The following is a 15413-nucleotide window of genomic DNA, read 5'->3' as shown; positions in this document are numbered from 1 at the left end:
TTCAAACGCCTTTAGTCTGGATGCGAACATATTGGCCGTAGTTCACGGCCGAATAGATGGTGACGTGCGAGGTCGTGGCTGACACGATGCCAACGGTCTGCTGGGCATTGTTTTCGCCATTGTTGATCGACATGGCGATGACGGGATTCACCCACGAGCTATGCGCGACAGGAAGCGCCCATGTCGCCGCGCTGTCGGCGGGCACCCAGAGCATCGTCCAGCATTCCTTGAGGCCATTTGCGTGAACGACGTAGCCGTTGGTCGCGGAGAGGTTCGCGTCGACAAATCGGTCGAAAGCGTCGGCGTGAAGGCCGTCGAGCATGTCGGCATCCATGCCCGATCCAGCGCCGTCGCTGGTGGCAGTCCATACATAACCGTTGTTAATGTAGACGTGGCCGCCGCTGCCGAAATGGAAATTTCCGCCGTCATAGTAAAGATATGCGCTTCCAAGATAGAGTGCGCCCTGCGAGTTATCGGCGCGTCGGAGATAGCAATCGCCATCGCTGCCCAACATAGCGTAGGATGAGCCACTTCGGGCGACAATGCCGCCCCTCATTTCCATGCCGCCAGCCTCATTGATCCAGCCAACATCGTTGCTGAGGGTGTTTTGGAAGATGACTTTGGAGTTGACCCGGAGATAGGTTGCGGAGGCCGGCGCGAAGTAGAACCTTGGGAGATTATCTTCTGACGTTAGCCAATCGCCGGTATAGCGCTGCATGAACTTTGAGGCGTGAAAGCCATCAACAGTATCGGCGTCCAAACCCGAACCCGCGCCATCGTTGCCGGCGTGCCAAGCGGTGTTCGCCGCGTTGCCAATGGCTACGCCGCCGCCATAGGGCTGAAGGCAGAGCACGCCTTTGGTGTTTGACTGATTGCGGACCTCAATACCGACGTTGTTCACACCGAGTTGGAGCACCGCGAATTCAGTGAGAGCGCCCCCGCCATTGGCTTGAGAGAAGCCTGCCATATCGGCATGGCCGGTGGCGCTTGCGCTGTTTCGCGCGACGAAAGGCGCGCTGGTGGCGTTGATCGCCAACGGCCCTGTCATCGTGTCGCCGGCCTTGTTCACGGGCGTGAAGCCAAGCCGGGCGAGCACATTGCTGTAATAGCTCCCGTGCTGCCCATCGAGCAGATCAGCATCGAGGCCGCCACCGGCCCCTTCGTCCTTTAGGGCGCCGCTCTTGATCCCGAGCGCGACGCGCATGGCAGCGGCCGACGCCGTGGCGAGCAGGCCTTTCATGAAGGCCGAAGGGTTGCCCTCGCCAAAGCGCGCATTAAGCCAGCTCGTGACGCTATCCTTGAGGCCCTTGGGATGCACCGCGCGCGATGTGTCCACGCCAGCGGCCGTTTCCGCCGGCGTCGCCAGCTCCACCACACCCTGCACCGTCTCGGTGGCGGGCGGGTTGATGAAATTGGCATCGCCAAAGCTGATCTCGGCCGCATCGATATCGGCAAAGGCGATGTCGATCGCGAGCAGCATCATCGCCTGCGACGACTTCTCCACCAGCGGCTCGGCTTGCCCATAGATGGCGAACAGCGTGCCATCGGCCAGATAGAGGCCGAAGCTGCGCAGGGCGTAGCTGTCAGCCGTTTCGTCGCGCACCACGAGGTGGATCATGTCATCGGCCACTACGTCGCCCGAAATTGTCGAGATCCGCTTGATCTCGCCGGGAATGGCGGTGGCGCTGGCGGAAGGCACGACGGCGGTGGCCGTGATGCCCGCCTGCGCGATCACAACCGGATTGGTGCCGTTGTTGGCGGCATTGACCAGAGCGGCGCGCCCGGCATCAGTGACAATGATAGTGAGAGCCATGGAACCTCCGATTAGGCGGCCGGCGCGGCGCAGCTGAGCCGGGCGAGCAGAGCAGGCCTCGCGCGCGCGACGAGGCCAATGCCGCCGCGTGCCGTGATGCCCTGGGTGAATGTGAAGTGCGCGCGAACCGGCTTGGCGCGGCTCACCTCGGCAATGACCTGATCCACAAAGGCAGCGCTCGCCGGGGCGCCGGCCTGCTCGAGATTGAGCAGCAGCTCGAATGTGTGCGGGGTTCCGCGAGGTTCCTGCTGCCACCACTCGCGAATGGCGACCGAGCCGCCAAAGCTCTGCACCACGCTGCGCACGCTGGCGGCGGTGCCCTTCTGCCGCGCGATCGGGATCGCCTTGCGCACACGCTCGCGCTTGATCGCCTCCGACCAGTCCGATGACCAGTTATCGAGGCTCAGGCCCCAAGCCAGCCATGGCAGCAACTCGATCGGGCATTGATCCGGCGACCAGACATTGCGGATCGGTGCCGGGATATCGAGCGCGGCGGCGATCGCCTGCTCGAGGGCCTTCTCGAGCGGCGTTGAGCCGGATGGCAGAATGCTGGGCACGGTCATTCGCCGGTGCCCGCATAGGTAAGCGAGATCCCGGTGCAGTGAGGCGCCTGCGTGCGGCTGATGATCACGTCCGCCACCGGCGCCGTGAGCACGACATTCTGCACGCCCTCGGCATGGAGCGCGGCGAACAGCCCGGAGCGAGTGATGTCGCGGCCGAGGCGATGGCTGGCCGCCACATAATCCTCAAGCTGCTGGCGCGCGGCCTCGACCACCACGCTGCCATCCGGCCCGCTGTAGGTGGTGAGTGTGGCCTGCACCGCATAAGGCACGATCTGCGCCGACTGGACGCTCACGAAATCGGTGAGCGGCCGCCGCGTCTCATCCGACACAAAGGCCGCCACCGTGGCGAGCAGCGCCGGCGATGCGGTGCCGTCGCCTTGCCGCGAGAGGACGGACACGATGACCTCGCCGGGGCTTGGGCTGGTCGCGCTGGCGTCCAGCACATCGGCATCTGCGCTCAGCGCGTGGAAGATATAGGCGCCCTCCGGCCCGGCGACCGAATAGCCCTCGGGCGCTAGCACCATGCGGCGGCGGAAATCGGCATCGCTCTCCATGACGGCCGGGATGCCCAGCTCCGTGTTGGCGGGCGTGAGCGTGAGGCGGGCGATGCCGAAGAGGGCGGCGATGTTGTCGAGATCCGCGCCGGTGGCATAGGCCGGCATGACGGCGCGGGCGGCGTCGTTGACGCGCTGGCGCAGCAGCTGGGCGAGATAGGCGGTGACTTGCAGCAGCTTGGTGGCCGGGTCGCTGTCCCGCGCCTCAAAGTCAGGCATGCGCGCCTGCATCTGCGCCACCGCATCGGCGAGGATCGTCTCAAAGTCGAGCTTTTCGATCACGTCGGGCGCGGGAAGGCGCGAGAGATCGACCGCAGTGAAGGTTGCATCAGCCATGCCGGCCATTTCGGCCGAGGCGGACGTGCTATTCTACGAGGTGCATAGGGCGAGACGCTCTCACCCTATGGCGAATATGGCTATCATTAGTCCGGTTCTGAGGTTTTCAACGGACTGATCCGACACGAAGCCATCTTGGCCGTAGAAGCGTCTCTTCAATCCCCTCAAATCAGGAGCTGGTTGTGAAGCAGCATCAGCGCTTCCGGACATCTGCTCAGTGGTGGCGCTGCATTGCGAGAGTGCTATAATATATGGATGAACGATCAAGATGACGAATCGATCAACGAATTGGAAGTGTTTCTTCCCAAAGGTAGTACCCGCTGCACACAAGATTTCAGCAAATTCCTCAATGAGTTTCGTTCTCATACCGATTTTTTCTTCTTCGTTTGCCAGCTGGTGGGACAGGTCGATCAAACCCGAATTGCTGCAGCAAAGGCCCTGATGCCCGGCGCCCAGAGCGAAGACGAGAGACGAAGATATCAAAAATCAATCGATGAACCCAATTTAGTGCTCAAGAAACTTCAAAAGCACTCTAAAATTCTCTCTCAAAACTTGACGAATGGAATAGTTAATTCATTTCAGAGATACTTTTCGTCAATTATTCAAAGTGCTGCTTTAAAAAAGCCCGTTATCTTATCGTCATCGCAGACTATTAAATTTGATGATATCCTTAAGTTTACCAAGCATAAGGATTTAGTGTCATTTATCGTCGATCGGAAAATCAACGAGTTGTCGTACGGCGGCTTGACCGACATGGAGAAGTATTTTGACGAGCGGCTTGGCATCAAAATGTTCAATGACAACAATGAACGGGGTCTGTTAAGGCTATTCGTCGAAGCACGTAATATAAATGTGCACAACGGTGGTGTTGTAAATGAAATATTTGCCGGCCGTGTTGGAAAAGTAGAGAAATTTCCTTACAAGATTGGCGACCTACTTCGATTTGATCTAGACGATTTGGTTTCGCTGTCATCAAATGCAATGAAGGTCGCCGTCGGAATAGACGTAGCGGTCAGCGCCAAGTTTAAATTACGCTGCCAGACGCATACAGCATGGCAGGTCAACGGAAAAACTAGATAAGCGCCGATCGCACGATTTTGTCCATGTAGGAGACGAACGGCACTACATTAAAATGACAGCATTCTTGCTTGAAGAGAATATGCTGGTGGGTTGTAGCCACGCTATTCGGCCTTTGATGATGTCGACAGCGGACGCGAAAGCTGTCGGCCCCCGCCCCAATCAGGTCGAGCCGAGCTGATGATAGAGCATGTCGATCAGCATTTCTCGATCGGCCTCAGTCGCGCCAATCAGCTCGCGCTTGGAATAGGAAATCGCACGAGCGCGCAGCGATGGCTTATCGCGCAAGCCATGCTGGTGAATACCGGCGATCTCGCTCGCTTTGCCGCTAAAGCCGACCCAAAAGCCGCGATCGTCCACGCCAGAGCGCAAATAGCGGCCCGATGAGAGCCGCCGGAACATGGCGCGACGGCGCAAGCCGCCCTTGCGGCGCAAGGGGCTGCCGCTGCTGCCGCGATACTCCTCGGGCACGGGAAGCCACTTCACCACCTTGTCGAAGTGGAAAGAGCGAATGCCGCCAGCCTCGATATCGAAGCCGGTCATCTTGCGCTCGCTGTCCCATGAGAAGCCGCGCATGATCACGCGGCGCACGCCGCCGTTGGACGGATAGAGGAAGCATGCCGGGCCGCGCGAGGGAATGGCAGGTGACTTTTGCTTGCGCGGCTCAAAGGCGCTGCCATCGGGCTGGCGCTGGGCGGCGATGCGCTGGCGCTGGCTCAAGGCAAGGCGCTGGGCCATCTTGCGTAGCATCGCGCGGCGTTCGCCGGCGCTCAGCGCTCGCACGATCGCACCGGCCATTGCCTCCAATTCGAGCAGTTCCTCGCTCATGCGTCTGGCGGGATTGCGGGTGTCAATATGACGCCAGGCGCTCCGCTTGCCACGAGCAGTTCGGTGCCGCCCCAGCCTTGGAGAAACGGATTATCGACGCCGGCGAACGTCTCGGGCACGGGCGGCTCAGCCGGATGCTCAAGGTCGAAGCCGGTGCCGTCCGCGCGGGGCGTGGCGATCACGCGCTCGGTCAGATCGATCGAAATCAGGATATCGCTGGTGTCGCTGTCCAGCAGCTCGGCCTCGAAGGTGAAGGGCGTTGCATCGCGATCCCGCAACCGCTCGGGCTGTTCCGTCTCCAGCCAGATCAGCAGCGGGAGCATGAGGCTATCGGCCGAGCCGGCAAAATCCCAAAGGCCCACCTGCAGCTTGTAGACATATTCAAAGCTATGGGAGCGCGACTGCAGGGCGCGGACGCTGCCGCTCTCGACATAGATGGCGAGGCGATCCGGGTGGGTCTGCAGCTCGGGCAGATAGGCGGTGAGGTGGGCCCGGAGGCTCGCCGGCTTTTTCATCAGCGCGGACCCTCGCAGGCGCCCGGCTCGTGCCAGCGGATGATGCGCAGCAGCTGGTCGCGCGTGTCGGCATAGGCCGTGGCAAGGGCGATGAGCGCCGCGCGCACCGCCGGCGGTATTGTGGCCGATGCATCGCCGGGGAATGGCGCGGGCGTGGCCGGACAGGCGAGCAGATCGGTCGGCGGCGTGTCTTTCACTTCCACGGCAATCACGGCAGGCGCTGTGTCAGTCTGATGCCGGGCGCAGCCCTGCAAGCTCATTGAGGCGATCGAACCAATCGCCGCCCACGCGATCATCTGGCGCAATAGTTTCATCTGCTGTCTCCATGGCTTGAGTGGCGGCGGTGCGGCGGTTGGCCTGCGCGGTCGCAAGGGTGCGATCGGCGGCGGCTTTCGTCTGTGTGCGTTCGGCCGCGCGGGCGAGGGTGGCGGCGGTGGCGCTCTGCGAGTCCCGCTTGTATGCGGCATGGCTCGCCACCAGCGCGGTGCAGCCGTCCAACTTGGCTTTGCCCTTGGGCTTGGTGCCGGTGAACTCGCCGCCGGCGGCAAGGCAGAGCCGCTGCGCCCATGCCTCGAGGCGGTCGCGCTCGGCGCGGCCGCTTGCCCCCCAGGCGTAAAGCCCGGCTGCTGCGCCGGCGAGGCCCAGCAGGATCAGCGTCTCACGCGAGCCGCTCAGCATGGCCCAGCCAGCTTTGAGGATCCCGAGCGCCCCCTTCATGGCAAAAGACCCGTGAAATAGGTGCGGCGCGAATAAGTGAGGGCCTCATGCCGCAGGCGACCGGCGCGATAGCTCACATGAATCCAGCCACTATCGTGCTGGCCCCGCACATAATTCTCGAGAATGAGCTGATCGAACGGCAAGGCATCGCGAATGAAAGTGGCGGCGGTGAAGTTATCGACACCGACCACCTCCAGATCGGCCGCTTCGCCCAGCGCATGCTGGCTTTTGACCGTGGATCCCACGGCCACGCAAAGCGCCGGCGATCGATAGCCAGAGGTGACGCGCACAGGCTTGCCATACTGCGCGCGCAACGGCTCGAGCACCTTGGCGCATAGCAGCTGCATCGCAGCGATCTGCTGCGCATCCGGGCTGTTGTCGATCTTCCGGGCCTTGGCGGTGGCCGAGGCGGTGAATTCGGCCAGAGAGAAGTTCGGCGAGAGCTGCATGGCTCAATCCTTCCGTTTGCCAAAGATGAGATCGGAGAGCCGGGCCGGCGCATGGGTGAGCGTGTCAGAGGCCGAGGCGATCACGCGTGGCGTTGCGTCGAAGGCGACCAGCGCGATGCCGAAGCCGATCGACTGCGCCACAAACTCATTCCAGCCTGTGAAGGCGACGATGCCCTGCGTGGCGTAGTAGCTCACCGTCGAGCCGACCACCCATTGCACGAAGCGCTGGCGCCAGCTCAGGCCCGGCTTCCACGCTTGGGCGACGGCAGAGCCGATGAGTGCGGGCGTGAGCGAGCTGATCGTTTCGATGGCGGCCGGCAGGATCGATTTAGGGTCCATGATCAGTCCCAGAGCTGAGTGAGAGGGCGCTGGCGGGTTGCCTCGGGCGCCTTGGAAATCGGCACCATGACGACGGTGCCGAGCGGGAGGATCGGGCCGCGATCAGCCAGACCCGGATTGGCATCGAGCACGGCGCCGATCGAGCCGGCCCCAAGGCCGGCCTCGCGCCAGATCAGGGCGTCCACGGTATCGCCTTGTCGGGCCGTGAGGGGCTGCATGCGCGCCATCAGATGAGATCCACGGTGGTGCGCGTGCGGCCCAGCATGTCGCGGATCGCATGTGCGGCATCGCGGCGCAGCTCGCGCACACTCTCATCGAGTTCATCGCCCGGACCTGCGCCGGCGGCGGTGGTGTCGAAGTCGCGGTGGCGATCGATCAGCTCGGCCTTGGCGAGCAAGGCGATGATGCGACGATAGCGGATCAGGTTGCGGCTTTCGCCGCCCAGCTGGGGCGCGGGAATGTCAGCCAGCGTTTCGTGCCCCTGCGCCTTGTGCTCGGCCACCCATGCGCGCAGATCGATCTCGGTTGCATCCATGGCGGCGAGGATGGCGCCGCGCAGGCGGGGAGCGGTGATGCTCGAGGTGATGCGCGCCAGCTCGCGGATCTCGCGCGGATCGATGTCGGGGAAGAAGCCATCATTCTCGATGACCGTTTCTGCTGGCGGCGGGCCGCTCTCGGGCGCCGGGGGCTTGGCGACGAAGCTCATGTGATGATCTGCCTGATCGGGGGTGTGACGGGGGCCGCCATGTCTGCCTCTTGGTTCTCGCCGGCTTACGGGGGTGAGGATCGGGGCAGAGGGCGGCCCTTCGGTTCGAAAACCTCCCGCCTCGCGCGATCCGCCCCCGAGCGCCGGGGGCGAGCTTGTCAGGCGGCCGGGCCGCCAGTCTCGGTTGCGGGCGCAGCGGCTGCAGCGTCGTGCGCCGTGAGCAGCTTCTGCGCGCGCTTGATCTTGTCTTTCACGCCGATGCGATCATTGAGCGCCTGCGCTGCCTGCAGCGAAGCGAGCGCGGCCTCGATCAAGGCGCGGCCATCGGCATTGGCTTCCATGTCCTCGGCATGGCGCAGCTGCTGCGTGCCGATCGCCTTCGCCAGCTTGGCGCGCACGGGATCGTGCATGTCGATGCCATCGGTAAGATCATCGACGCGCAGCAGAACGGACAAATCGAGATCCTGATCTGCGGCGTGCGCCTTGAGAGCGGCCTCGGCGATCTCTTCCACCACGATCGTGGCGGCGTCGCGATTGTAACGCGCCGGCATCTGGACCTTGTGGCGCAGCACGAAGGGCAGCAGCTCGAGCGCGTCATCAAACTCGCCGATATCGATCAGCCAGACCATCACAGTTGGCAGCACCTCGGCGCAGGTGCCTGTGCCCACGCCGGCATCGGCCGCGAGCAGGCCTTTCACCCAATTCACATAGGCCGGGATCATTTCACGCTTGGCGGCGATCTTCCCGCTCACCGCGCGGATCTCTTTAAGCCGGCGCAGATCGTGCGTGAGGCGCATGGCTATCTGGGCGGAGGCGCGATCAGCAGGCGATCCCCCCGCCGCCGGGAGAGGTGCGGCGGCGGGGGTGCCCGCTCCAACATTGGGAGCGGACGCAACGGTCTGTGCAGCAAGGATGCGGTCCCTGTGGCGGCGAGCGAGGCTCATGGTGCGTGTCCTGTCAGTTGGAGCGAATGCGGTGGAAGGGCGCTGGCGGATCAGTCCGGCTTGGCGCCCATCACGATGTTCTCGACAAGGGCGCAGCGGCCGTAATCTTCGACCACGAAGTCCTCATTGACGCTCTCGTAATTCTCGATCTGGTCGAGCGCCGGCTCATCGCGGATGTGGCGGCGGCGCGTCTCTTCCTGCCAATAGATGGAGAGATTATCGAGGCTGGTAACCAGCAGGCTCGTCTCCGGGAAGAAGGGGACGATGATGGCGCGCTTGCCGGCGAGCTGCTTGGGCAAGGTGAGGATGCGATGGGCCGCTTCGCGCTCGGTGGCGGTGTCGCCCGCCGCCTGCAGCAGGTTGAGATATTTGTCTTTCACCAGCTGCCAGCCAACGATCACCACCAGATCGGTATCGCCCCGGTGCCAGGGGTCGAGCAGATCTAGCGCGTCGAAGGCGAGCGCATCGAGATTGGCATAGTCGGCCTTGGCGGTGTCCGTATTGGTGCCAGCACCGTTGACGACGTCGACGCCGGATGCGACGTAGATAGCCTGCGTGCCGCCCGAGGTCAGCGCGCCGTCTTCAAGATGACGCGAGGGCGCCTTGGTGCGTATCTTGTGCAGCCACCCCTCATTGACGTCCTGCAGAAGCGGATTGTCGGCGCGGTTGGTGGTTGGGGCGGCGGAGGTGCCGTTGAAGCCGATCATGATCCGGTCGCGGCCCTGCTGCTTGATGATCACATCGCGCAGGAGGGTCTGGAACTCCGGCTTGTGCCGCCATGCGTCCAGCTTCGCATAGGGGATTGCATGATCGTAATTGGTCTGCCGGCAGAAATAGCCGCCTTCGTCCGAGGTGTCGGTGGGATCGGTGGGCGTGCGGCGATTGCCGCCGGCGGTGTTGGTGCGCCCGGCCAACGGCCGCGTGACGCCGACGCCGACCTTGTTTCCGCTCTGCTGCACGACGGGCTGAATGTTGATCATACCAAGGAAGTCGCTCGATTCCTTGATCTTCTCTTCGAGCTTCTGCTCGACAACGGGCGCGACGGTGAATTTCGTTTCAGCCGAGGCAACGCCATTGATGAGCGCGATCTGGCTCACATAGGCGGCAAACAGGAGGCGGGTTTCGTTACGCATGGTCAGGCTCCAGTGGGGCGGGTGCGGGAGGGGGGGCGGGGCGTGTGATCAGCAGTCCGTGACCACCGCACCGCTGCCGCCGGTGGCAGGCGTGCGCGTGAACGTGCCGGGATGCTCGGTGTTTGCGAGCTTGGCATCGAGCGCATCGAAACGGGCATTGAGGCCCGCGATCGCGTCATTGGCCGGCTTGACGGCGGCGGCGATCTGATTGCCCATCACTGTGGCGAAGGCGCTCACATCAAAGGCGTTGTCATTGGCCGGCTGCTGCTGCTCTTTCGGCTTGGCGGCCGCCTCGCCGGGCTTTTCCTCGCGCGAAAAGAGCGATGCCAGACCGGTTGCGATGCCATTCTTGATCGCGTCCACAAGCCCCGCCTGTTCAAGCGTCTCGGCGGTCAGCTCGATCGACGTTTCGAGCGCGGTGGTGAACAAGTTGGGGCGCGCCATGGCCGCGAATTTGAGCGGCTCAGTGCCGAGCGATGCCGGCTGATCGGTGACAGCCAGGCCGACCAGATAGGCCTTGCCGCTGTCGGCGAAATTGGGGTGGATCTCGCAGCTGGTGAACAGCTTCTGGCCGGCCTTGTTGATGGCGAGCAGCTGATCGTTCGCCTCGATCTCGCCCTCGAGTGCCAGCTTCTTCACGGTCTGGCCGTTGATCTGCAGCTCAACCTCAGCCGTCCGCAGGGCGAGAATGGTGCCATAGGCATTGAAGGGCTTATCCGGGCTGTAGCCGGCGATATGCTCGCAGTTGATCCGTGCGGTGTACGTCTTGGGATCGTAGCTGGCGGCCATCTGCTCCAGCCATTTGCGCTCGATCACGCGGCCATCGACGGTTTCACCTTCAACGGCGATGCGGAAAAACTTGCTCTTGGCCATGGGGCGGGTTCCCTTGCGGTCTGAAATCGGGGTGAGGTTCGCTCAACCCGCCCAGAAGGGCTGCGCGGCCCTCAATCCTCAACCCAGTCCATCGGGCGAGAGCTTCTCGCCCGATGGTGAGCCGTGATCTGATCGGCGCGAGCGGCATGGTCTGGGGCGATGACCGTTGCCCAACCTCTGACTGCGCCTGCAGGGCCGCCCAGCTTCTGGCAGTTCGATCCGCGCCGGCATGCGCGCAGCCTCTACTGGCGGGGCTGGGGTGTGGCGCAGATCGCGGACGAGTTCGCGCTGCACGGCATCGTCAATGACAAGGGTGGCGCGATCCCGCGCGCTACAATCGAGAGCTGGAAGCAGCGCGACCGCTGGGATGATGCGCCTTCGATCCAGAAGATCGAGGACAGCCTCGAATGCCGGTTCATGGTGCTGGTCGCCAAGGAGAAGAAGTCCAACGCGGATCTGGCCGAGCTGGACGCGCTCTCACGCTCGATCACCGCCATGGCGCGCGTGCGCCGCTATCAGGCCGAGGGCGGCCATGAGGGCGACCTCAACGAGAAGGTCGCCAATCGCAATGCCGGGCCGCGCAAGAAGGCGCGCAAGAACCACTTCACGGAAGAGCAGGCCGCCGAGCTGAAGCGCATCTTCCTCGAAGGGCTTTACGACTATCAGGCGCAGTGGTGGGAGGCGAAGGATCAGCGCACGCGCATGATCCTCAAGTCGCGCCAGATCGGTGCGACCTATTATTTCGCGTTCGAGGCGCTGATCGATGCGATCGAGACCGGGCGCAACCAGATCTTCCTCTCGGCCTCCAAGGCGCAGGCTCACCAGTTCCGCAGCTACATTGTGAGCTTTGCCAAGCTGGTCGGCGTGGCGCTGACCGGCGATCCGATGCTCATCACCTCGGATCTGCGCCCGGCGGAGGAAGCGGCGGCCGAGCTGCATTATCTCGGCACCAATTTCCGCACCGCTCAAGGGCGCCACGGCAATTTCTATTTCGACGAGTTCTTTTGGGTCCACTCATTCGAGGAGCTGAACAAGGTCGCCTCGGGCATGGCGACGCACAAGAAATGGCGCAAAACCTACTTCTCCACGCCATCGAGCGTGGCGCATCCGGCCTATCCCTATTGGACGGGCGAGCGCCGGAACAAGCGGCGCAAAAAGGCCGACCGGATCGAGATTGATGTGAGCCATGCGGCGCTTGCGGTGGGGTCGGTCGGGCCGGATCGGGTTTGGCGCCACATCGTCAATATCCGCGATGCCGAGGCCGGCGGGTGCGACCTGTTCGATATCGAGGAGCTGCAGGACGAATATGCGCCCGACGAGTTCGCCAACCTGTTCCTGTGCGAGTTCGTGGATGACAGCCTTTCGGCCTTCCGCTTCAATGATCTCATTGCGTGCGGCTGCGATAGTCTGGTCGAGTGGGTTGATTTCGATCCCGATGCACCGCGCCCTTATGGCAATCGCCGGGTGTGGGCGGGCTATGATCCGCAGGAGAGCGAGGACGGCGACAATGCCGCGCTGGTGATCGCGGCGCCGCCGGAAAAGGAAGGCGAGCCTTTCAGGATCCTCGAGCGCCACCAGCTGCGCGGCCTCGATTTCGAGCAGCAGGCCGAGTTCATCAAGGCGATGCTCAGCCGATACCATTGCACCTATCTCGGCGTCGACGCCAAGGGCGTGGGCGCGGGCGTCTACCAGCTGCTCGCCAAGGTCGGCGCAATGCCCGGCTGCACGGTCGCGAAGATCGAATATTCGCTCGAGCTGAAAGCCCAGATGGTGATGAAGGCGCAGAATGTGGTGCGCCGGGGCCGCCTCGCGTTCGATGCCGCGATGCTCGATCTCGTTTCGTCGTTCGTCTCGGTCAAAAAGACCCTCACCGCCAGCGGGCGCAGCATGACGTTCAAGGCCGGGCGCGGCGGCAATGATGGCCACGCGGATCTCGCCTGGGCGACGATGCACATCCTCATGAACGAGCCGCTCGACGGCAAAGAAAAGCCCAAGGGCACAATGGAGATAATCGAATGAGCAAGCGCCGGTCCCGCCGCCAGAACGCACGTGCCCTGTCCACCGCCACGGCGGCGACGGCAGGCGAGGTGCAAGCCTTCAGCTTCGGGGATCCCGAGCCGGTGCTGAGCCGCGCGACGATGCTCGACATGATGGAATGCGGGCACAATGGCCGCTGGTATGAGCCGCCGATTTCGCTCAATGGCCTGTCCCGCGCGTTTCGCGCGTCGCCGCACCATTCCAGCGCGATCATGCTCAAGCGCAACATGCTGGCCGCCAGCCTCGAGCCGACACGATGGCTGAGCCGTAAGGTGTTCGCCGGCATGGTGCTCGATTATCTCGTGCTCGGGAATGCCTATGCGCAGGCGATCCGCAACCGCCTGGGCGATCTGCTGCGCCTCGATCATCCGCTTGCCAAATATACGCGCCGGGGCATTGAGCCGGGCGCCTTCTGGTGGGTGCCGGGCTTCAGGAATGAAGAGCAGTTCCCGCTCGAGACCGTCCACCAGCTGCTGGCGCCCGATCTCAATCAGGAGATCTATGGCGTGCCGGAGTATATCTCAGCGCTGCAGTCCGCGCTGCTCAATGAGAACGCCACTCTGTTCCGCCGGCGTTACTATGAGAACGGGAGCCACGCGGGCTATATCATGTATGCCACCGGCGAATTTGCCGAGGGCGATGTGGACGCGATGCGCAGCGCCCTCAAGAAATCGCGCGGGCCGGGCAATTTCCGCAATCTGTTCGTGCACTCACCCAACGGGAAAGAGAATGGGATCAAGCTGCTGCCGATCGCGCAGATGGGCGCCAGTGATGAATTTCTCGGCATCAAGAACACCACGCGGGACGATGTGCTGGCCGCGCACCGGGTGCCGCCGCAGCTGCTCGGCATCGTGCCGGCGAACGCGGGTGGCTTTGGCGATGTGACGAAGGCGACGGACGCGTTTTTCGAGCTGGAGCTGGCGCCGCTGCAGTCGGTGTTTCTCGATTTGAATGAGGCAGTCGGGGCGGAGGTTGTACGGTTCCGGCCGCGCGATATGTGACTGGCACATCGACGCACCGGATAAGAATGGAGGGGCGCCGCAGAGCGACGCCCCTCTTTCTTGGCGGTTATATCCGGGGGGGATGGGCACCGCCAAGCAGGGCCAACAGAGTCGGCGACCTGCAATTTCGCTTTTACGCCAGTTCGTCGCGCCAGCCAAGTTTCCCGCGATTCTTCCATTGACCGAATCAGACGATGTTCCGCATATGTTCTGCATCAGGAGATATGCACATGGAACGAATTGACGACATTCGCGACGCGGTCGCGAAGGCGCTGGAAGAGCGCGGCCACGGTAACCGCCAGTTTTTGGATGAGATCCGCGCGGGCGCGCGGGACGAAGGGCCGTTTATGTTCGGCGCGATAGTTTGCGCGAAGCTGCTGAACACTGCGCGATGAGGTGGCCCGCTATGTGGGCGATCTAAGGGTCGCAACGTGCATCTTCGAGGCCGCCGCATGGCACTATGCCGTGCGCGTGGTGTGCCGGTGCGGACATGCGGCGCCGTTCGATCCGCATGGTCTGTGGTGGTGGTTTCAGCAGCGCCACTGGAACGACACGTTTCGCGAAGCCAGACCGCGATTTTACTGCCGGCGATGCTCGGCTGCTCGCGGTCGGCGCGTGCGGCCAGTGCTGATCGAGACCAGCAGGGACATGGAGACAATCCAGCTCCCACTTCCCGATAAGCTGGTCTGGAAGAAGGCGCTGCGGAGATACCGGACCTGAGGCTCAGGTGACCGCCATAAGCTGGCTGGGAAAGGGCTGGGCGAGGGCGCGCGCCGCATCGAGATCACCGGTCAGCCAAGTCTGATAGTCCTCGGGCTGCAGAATGACTGGCATGGCCTTGGGGTGAAGCGGGGCGACCAGCGGATTGGGTTCGCAGGTGAGGAACGCGAATACGATGCCCGCCTCGCTCGGCCGCCAGATGCCGGCAAAGCATGACACCGGCTGCTCCTTGATCGTGAACCACCATTCTTCCCGGCCCTGGCCGATCTTCGGCTCGGCAAACTGCGTGAATGGCACGAGGCAGCGCTGCGCCGGCGCCGCAATCATCGATCGCCAGAACGGACTATCGAGGTTGCGGACGTTGGTGATGTGCTTGGTGATCGTCGTGCTGGGGCGTTTGCCGGGCATCTTTCGCGGGACACCCCAGATCATCTGATCAACGATGGTTCGCCCTTCGCTGTTGCGCGCCACGGTGGCGGGCTTGCGAGGCCAGATATCCTCGGAAGCCGCTTGCGGCTCAGGCTTGGGACGGTGGGCGCCGATAGACTGCGCCCATGTAGAGAGCTTGGAAGGATCGGTCCGGAAGTGATTGCAGATGGCGACCTCCCGTCAATGCCAGCGGCTGACCTCGAGCCTAGCATCGATCCCTAGCCTGACCAACCGGCCCAGCGCGCCGGACCCCCGCGAAACGCGCTTTTCCCCCCGCCTCGCCCGCGCGCTTTGCATGTCGGTTTTGATGCATTTTCGAAAGCGCCGAAAGCCGGCCTAAGAGCCGGGCGAGGCTGCCGATTGAGTGGGTTCTACGCAG

At 63.1% G+C, this 15413-nt stretch carries 19 protein-coding genes; 4 read left to right on the top strand and 15 right to left on the bottom strand.

Features of this window, described 5'->3' with window-relative positions:
• Position 1: 1 nt before the first annotated feature.
• The 3 genes from M2332_RS08270 to M2332_RS08260 are packed head-to-tail and all read right to left on the bottom strand — an operon-like array spanning position 2 to position 3266.
• Positions 2-1813 carry a hypothetical protein gene (locus M2332_RS08270; RefSeq protein ID WP_264573689.1) on the bottom strand — a complete coding sequence of 604 codons (1812 nt, stop codon included), beginning with the start codon at positions 1811-1813 and terminating at the stop codon, positions 2-4.
• A gap of 11 nt (positions 1814-1824) precedes the next feature.
• The gene (locus M2332_RS08265; RefSeq protein ID WP_264573688.1) at positions 1825-2376 is read right to left on the bottom strand and encodes a phage tail protein I; all 552 of its coding nucleotides are present in this window, start codon (positions 2374-2376) and stop codon (positions 1825-1827) included.
• Positions 2373-3266 (bottom strand): baseplate J/gp47 family protein, encoded by an 894-nt coding sequence (locus M2332_RS08260; RefSeq protein WP_264573687.1) that lies wholly within the window; start codon positions 3264-3266, stop codon positions 2373-2375. The genes M2332_RS08265 and M2332_RS08260 overlap by 4 nt, the downstream gene beginning before the upstream one ends.
• Positions 3267-3521: 255 nt before the next feature.
• On the opposite strand from M2332_RS08260, the gene M2332_RS08255 reads away from it, so the two are divergent.
• Positions 3522-4346 (top strand): hypothetical protein, encoded by an 825-nt coding sequence (locus tag M2332_RS08255; protein ID WP_264573686.1) that lies wholly within the window; start codon positions 3522-3524, stop codon positions 4344-4346.
• Between the two features lie 159 nt (positions 4347-4505).
• On the opposite strand, the gene M2332_RS08250 is transcribed toward M2332_RS08255, so the two are convergent.
• The 11 genes from M2332_RS08250 to M2332_RS08200 form a co-directional block, all read right to left on the bottom strand.
• Positions 4506-5171 carry a phage virion morphogenesis protein gene (locus tag M2332_RS08250; protein ID WP_264573685.1) on the bottom strand — a complete coding sequence of 222 codons (666 nt, stop codon included), beginning with the start codon at positions 5169-5171 and terminating at the stop codon, positions 4506-4508.
• Complete coding sequence (locus tag M2332_RS08245) at positions 5168-5686, bottom strand: phage tail protein (protein ID WP_264573684.1); 519 nt, start codon at positions 5684-5686, stop codon at positions 5168-5170. Before M2332_RS08245 ends, M2332_RS08250 begins: the two co-directional genes overlap by 4 nt.
• The gene (locus M2332_RS08240; protein ID WP_264573683.1) at positions 5686-5883 is read right to left on the bottom strand and encodes a hypothetical protein; all 198 of its coding nucleotides are present in this window, start codon (positions 5881-5883) and stop codon (positions 5686-5688) included. Before M2332_RS08240 ends, M2332_RS08245 begins: the two co-directional genes overlap by 1 nt.
• Positions 5884-5911: 28 nt before the next feature.
• A complete protein-coding gene (locus tag M2332_RS08235) occupies positions 5912-6403 on the bottom strand; it encodes a hypothetical protein (RefSeq protein WP_264573682.1) in 492 nt (163 codons plus the stop codon).
• Positions 6400-6852: a D-Ala-D-Ala carboxypeptidase family metallohydrolase gene (locus M2332_RS08230; RefSeq protein WP_181561016.1), complete on the bottom strand. Its 453-nt coding sequence runs from the start codon at positions 6850-6852 to the stop codon at positions 6400-6402. The genes M2332_RS08235 and M2332_RS08230 overlap by 4 nt, the downstream gene beginning before the upstream one ends.
• A gap of 3 nt (positions 6853-6855) precedes the next feature.
• The gene (locus M2332_RS08225) at positions 6856-7191 is read right to left on the bottom strand and encodes a hypothetical protein (protein ID WP_181561015.1); all 336 of its coding nucleotides are present in this window, start codon (positions 7189-7191) and stop codon (positions 6856-6858) included.
• A gap of 2 nt (positions 7192-7193) precedes the next feature.
• Positions 7194-7409, bottom strand: a complete 216-nt coding sequence (locus M2332_RS08220) for a tail protein X (protein ID WP_413715947.1) — start codon at positions 7407-7409, stop codon at positions 7194-7196.
• An 8-nt stretch (positions 7410-7417) separates the two neighbouring features.
• On the bottom strand, positions 7418-7897 hold the full coding sequence (locus M2332_RS08215; RefSeq protein ID WP_264573680.1) for a head completion/stabilization protein: 480 nt from the start codon (positions 7895-7897) through the stop codon (positions 7418-7420).
• Positions 7898-8055: 158 nt separating this feature from the next.
• Positions 8056-8841: a phage terminase small subunit gene (gpM, locus tag M2332_RS08210; protein WP_264573679.1), complete on the bottom strand. Its 786-nt coding sequence runs from the start codon at positions 8839-8841 to the stop codon at positions 8056-8058.
• A gap of 50 nt (positions 8842-8891) precedes the next feature.
• Positions 8892-9974 carry a phage major capsid protein, P2 family gene (locus M2332_RS08205; RefSeq protein WP_264573678.1) on the bottom strand — a complete coding sequence of 361 codons (1083 nt, stop codon included), beginning with the start codon at positions 9972-9974 and terminating at the stop codon, positions 8892-8894.
• Positions 9975-10022: 48 nt separating this feature from the next.
• Entirely contained in the window at positions 10023-10847 is an 825-nt protein-coding gene (locus M2332_RS08200) for a GPO family capsid scaffolding protein (RefSeq protein ID WP_264573677.1), read from the bottom strand.
• Positions 10848-11006: 159 nt separating this feature from the next.
• Here M2332_RS08200 and M2332_RS08195 point away from each other — a divergent pair, with 159 nt between their 5' ends.
• The 3 genes from M2332_RS08195 to M2332_RS08185 all read left to right on the top strand — a co-directional run bounded on the left by M2332_RS08195 (position 11007) and on the right by M2332_RS08185 (position 14280).
• Positions 11007-12866 carry a terminase large subunit domain-containing protein gene (locus M2332_RS08195; protein ID WP_264573676.1) on the top strand — a complete coding sequence of 620 codons (1860 nt, stop codon included), beginning with the start codon at positions 11007-11009 and terminating at the stop codon, positions 12864-12866.
• Positions 12863-13885, top strand: coding sequence for a phage portal protein (locus M2332_RS08190; RefSeq protein WP_264573675.1), 1023 nt, complete (start codon positions 12863-12865; stop codon positions 13883-13885). Before M2332_RS08195 ends, M2332_RS08190 begins: the two co-directional genes overlap by 4 nt.
• Before the next feature lie 230 nt (positions 13886-14115).
• Positions 14116-14280 carry a hypothetical protein gene (locus M2332_RS08185; protein ID WP_264573674.1) on the top strand — a complete coding sequence of 55 codons (165 nt, stop codon included), beginning with the start codon at positions 14116-14118 and terminating at the stop codon, positions 14278-14280.
• A 328-nt stretch (positions 14281-14608) separates the two neighbouring features.
• Here M2332_RS08185 and M2332_RS08180 read toward each other — a convergent pair whose 3' ends face one another.
• The gene (locus tag M2332_RS08180) at positions 14609-15202 is read right to left on the bottom strand and encodes an SOS response-associated peptidase (protein WP_413715982.1); all 594 of its coding nucleotides are present in this window, start codon (positions 15200-15202) and stop codon (positions 14609-14611) included.
• Between the last annotated feature and the right edge of the window lie 211 nt (positions 15203-15413).

Origin of the sequence: Sphingobium sp. B11D3A (assembly GCF_025961695.1) — a bacterium.
Taxonomy (GTDB): Bacteria; Pseudomonadota; Alphaproteobacteria; order Sphingomonadales; family Sphingomonadaceae; genus Sphingobium.
The sequence above is the reverse complement of the archived record's forward strand: the minus strand, read 5'-3'. Positions and strand labels throughout refer to the sequence as shown.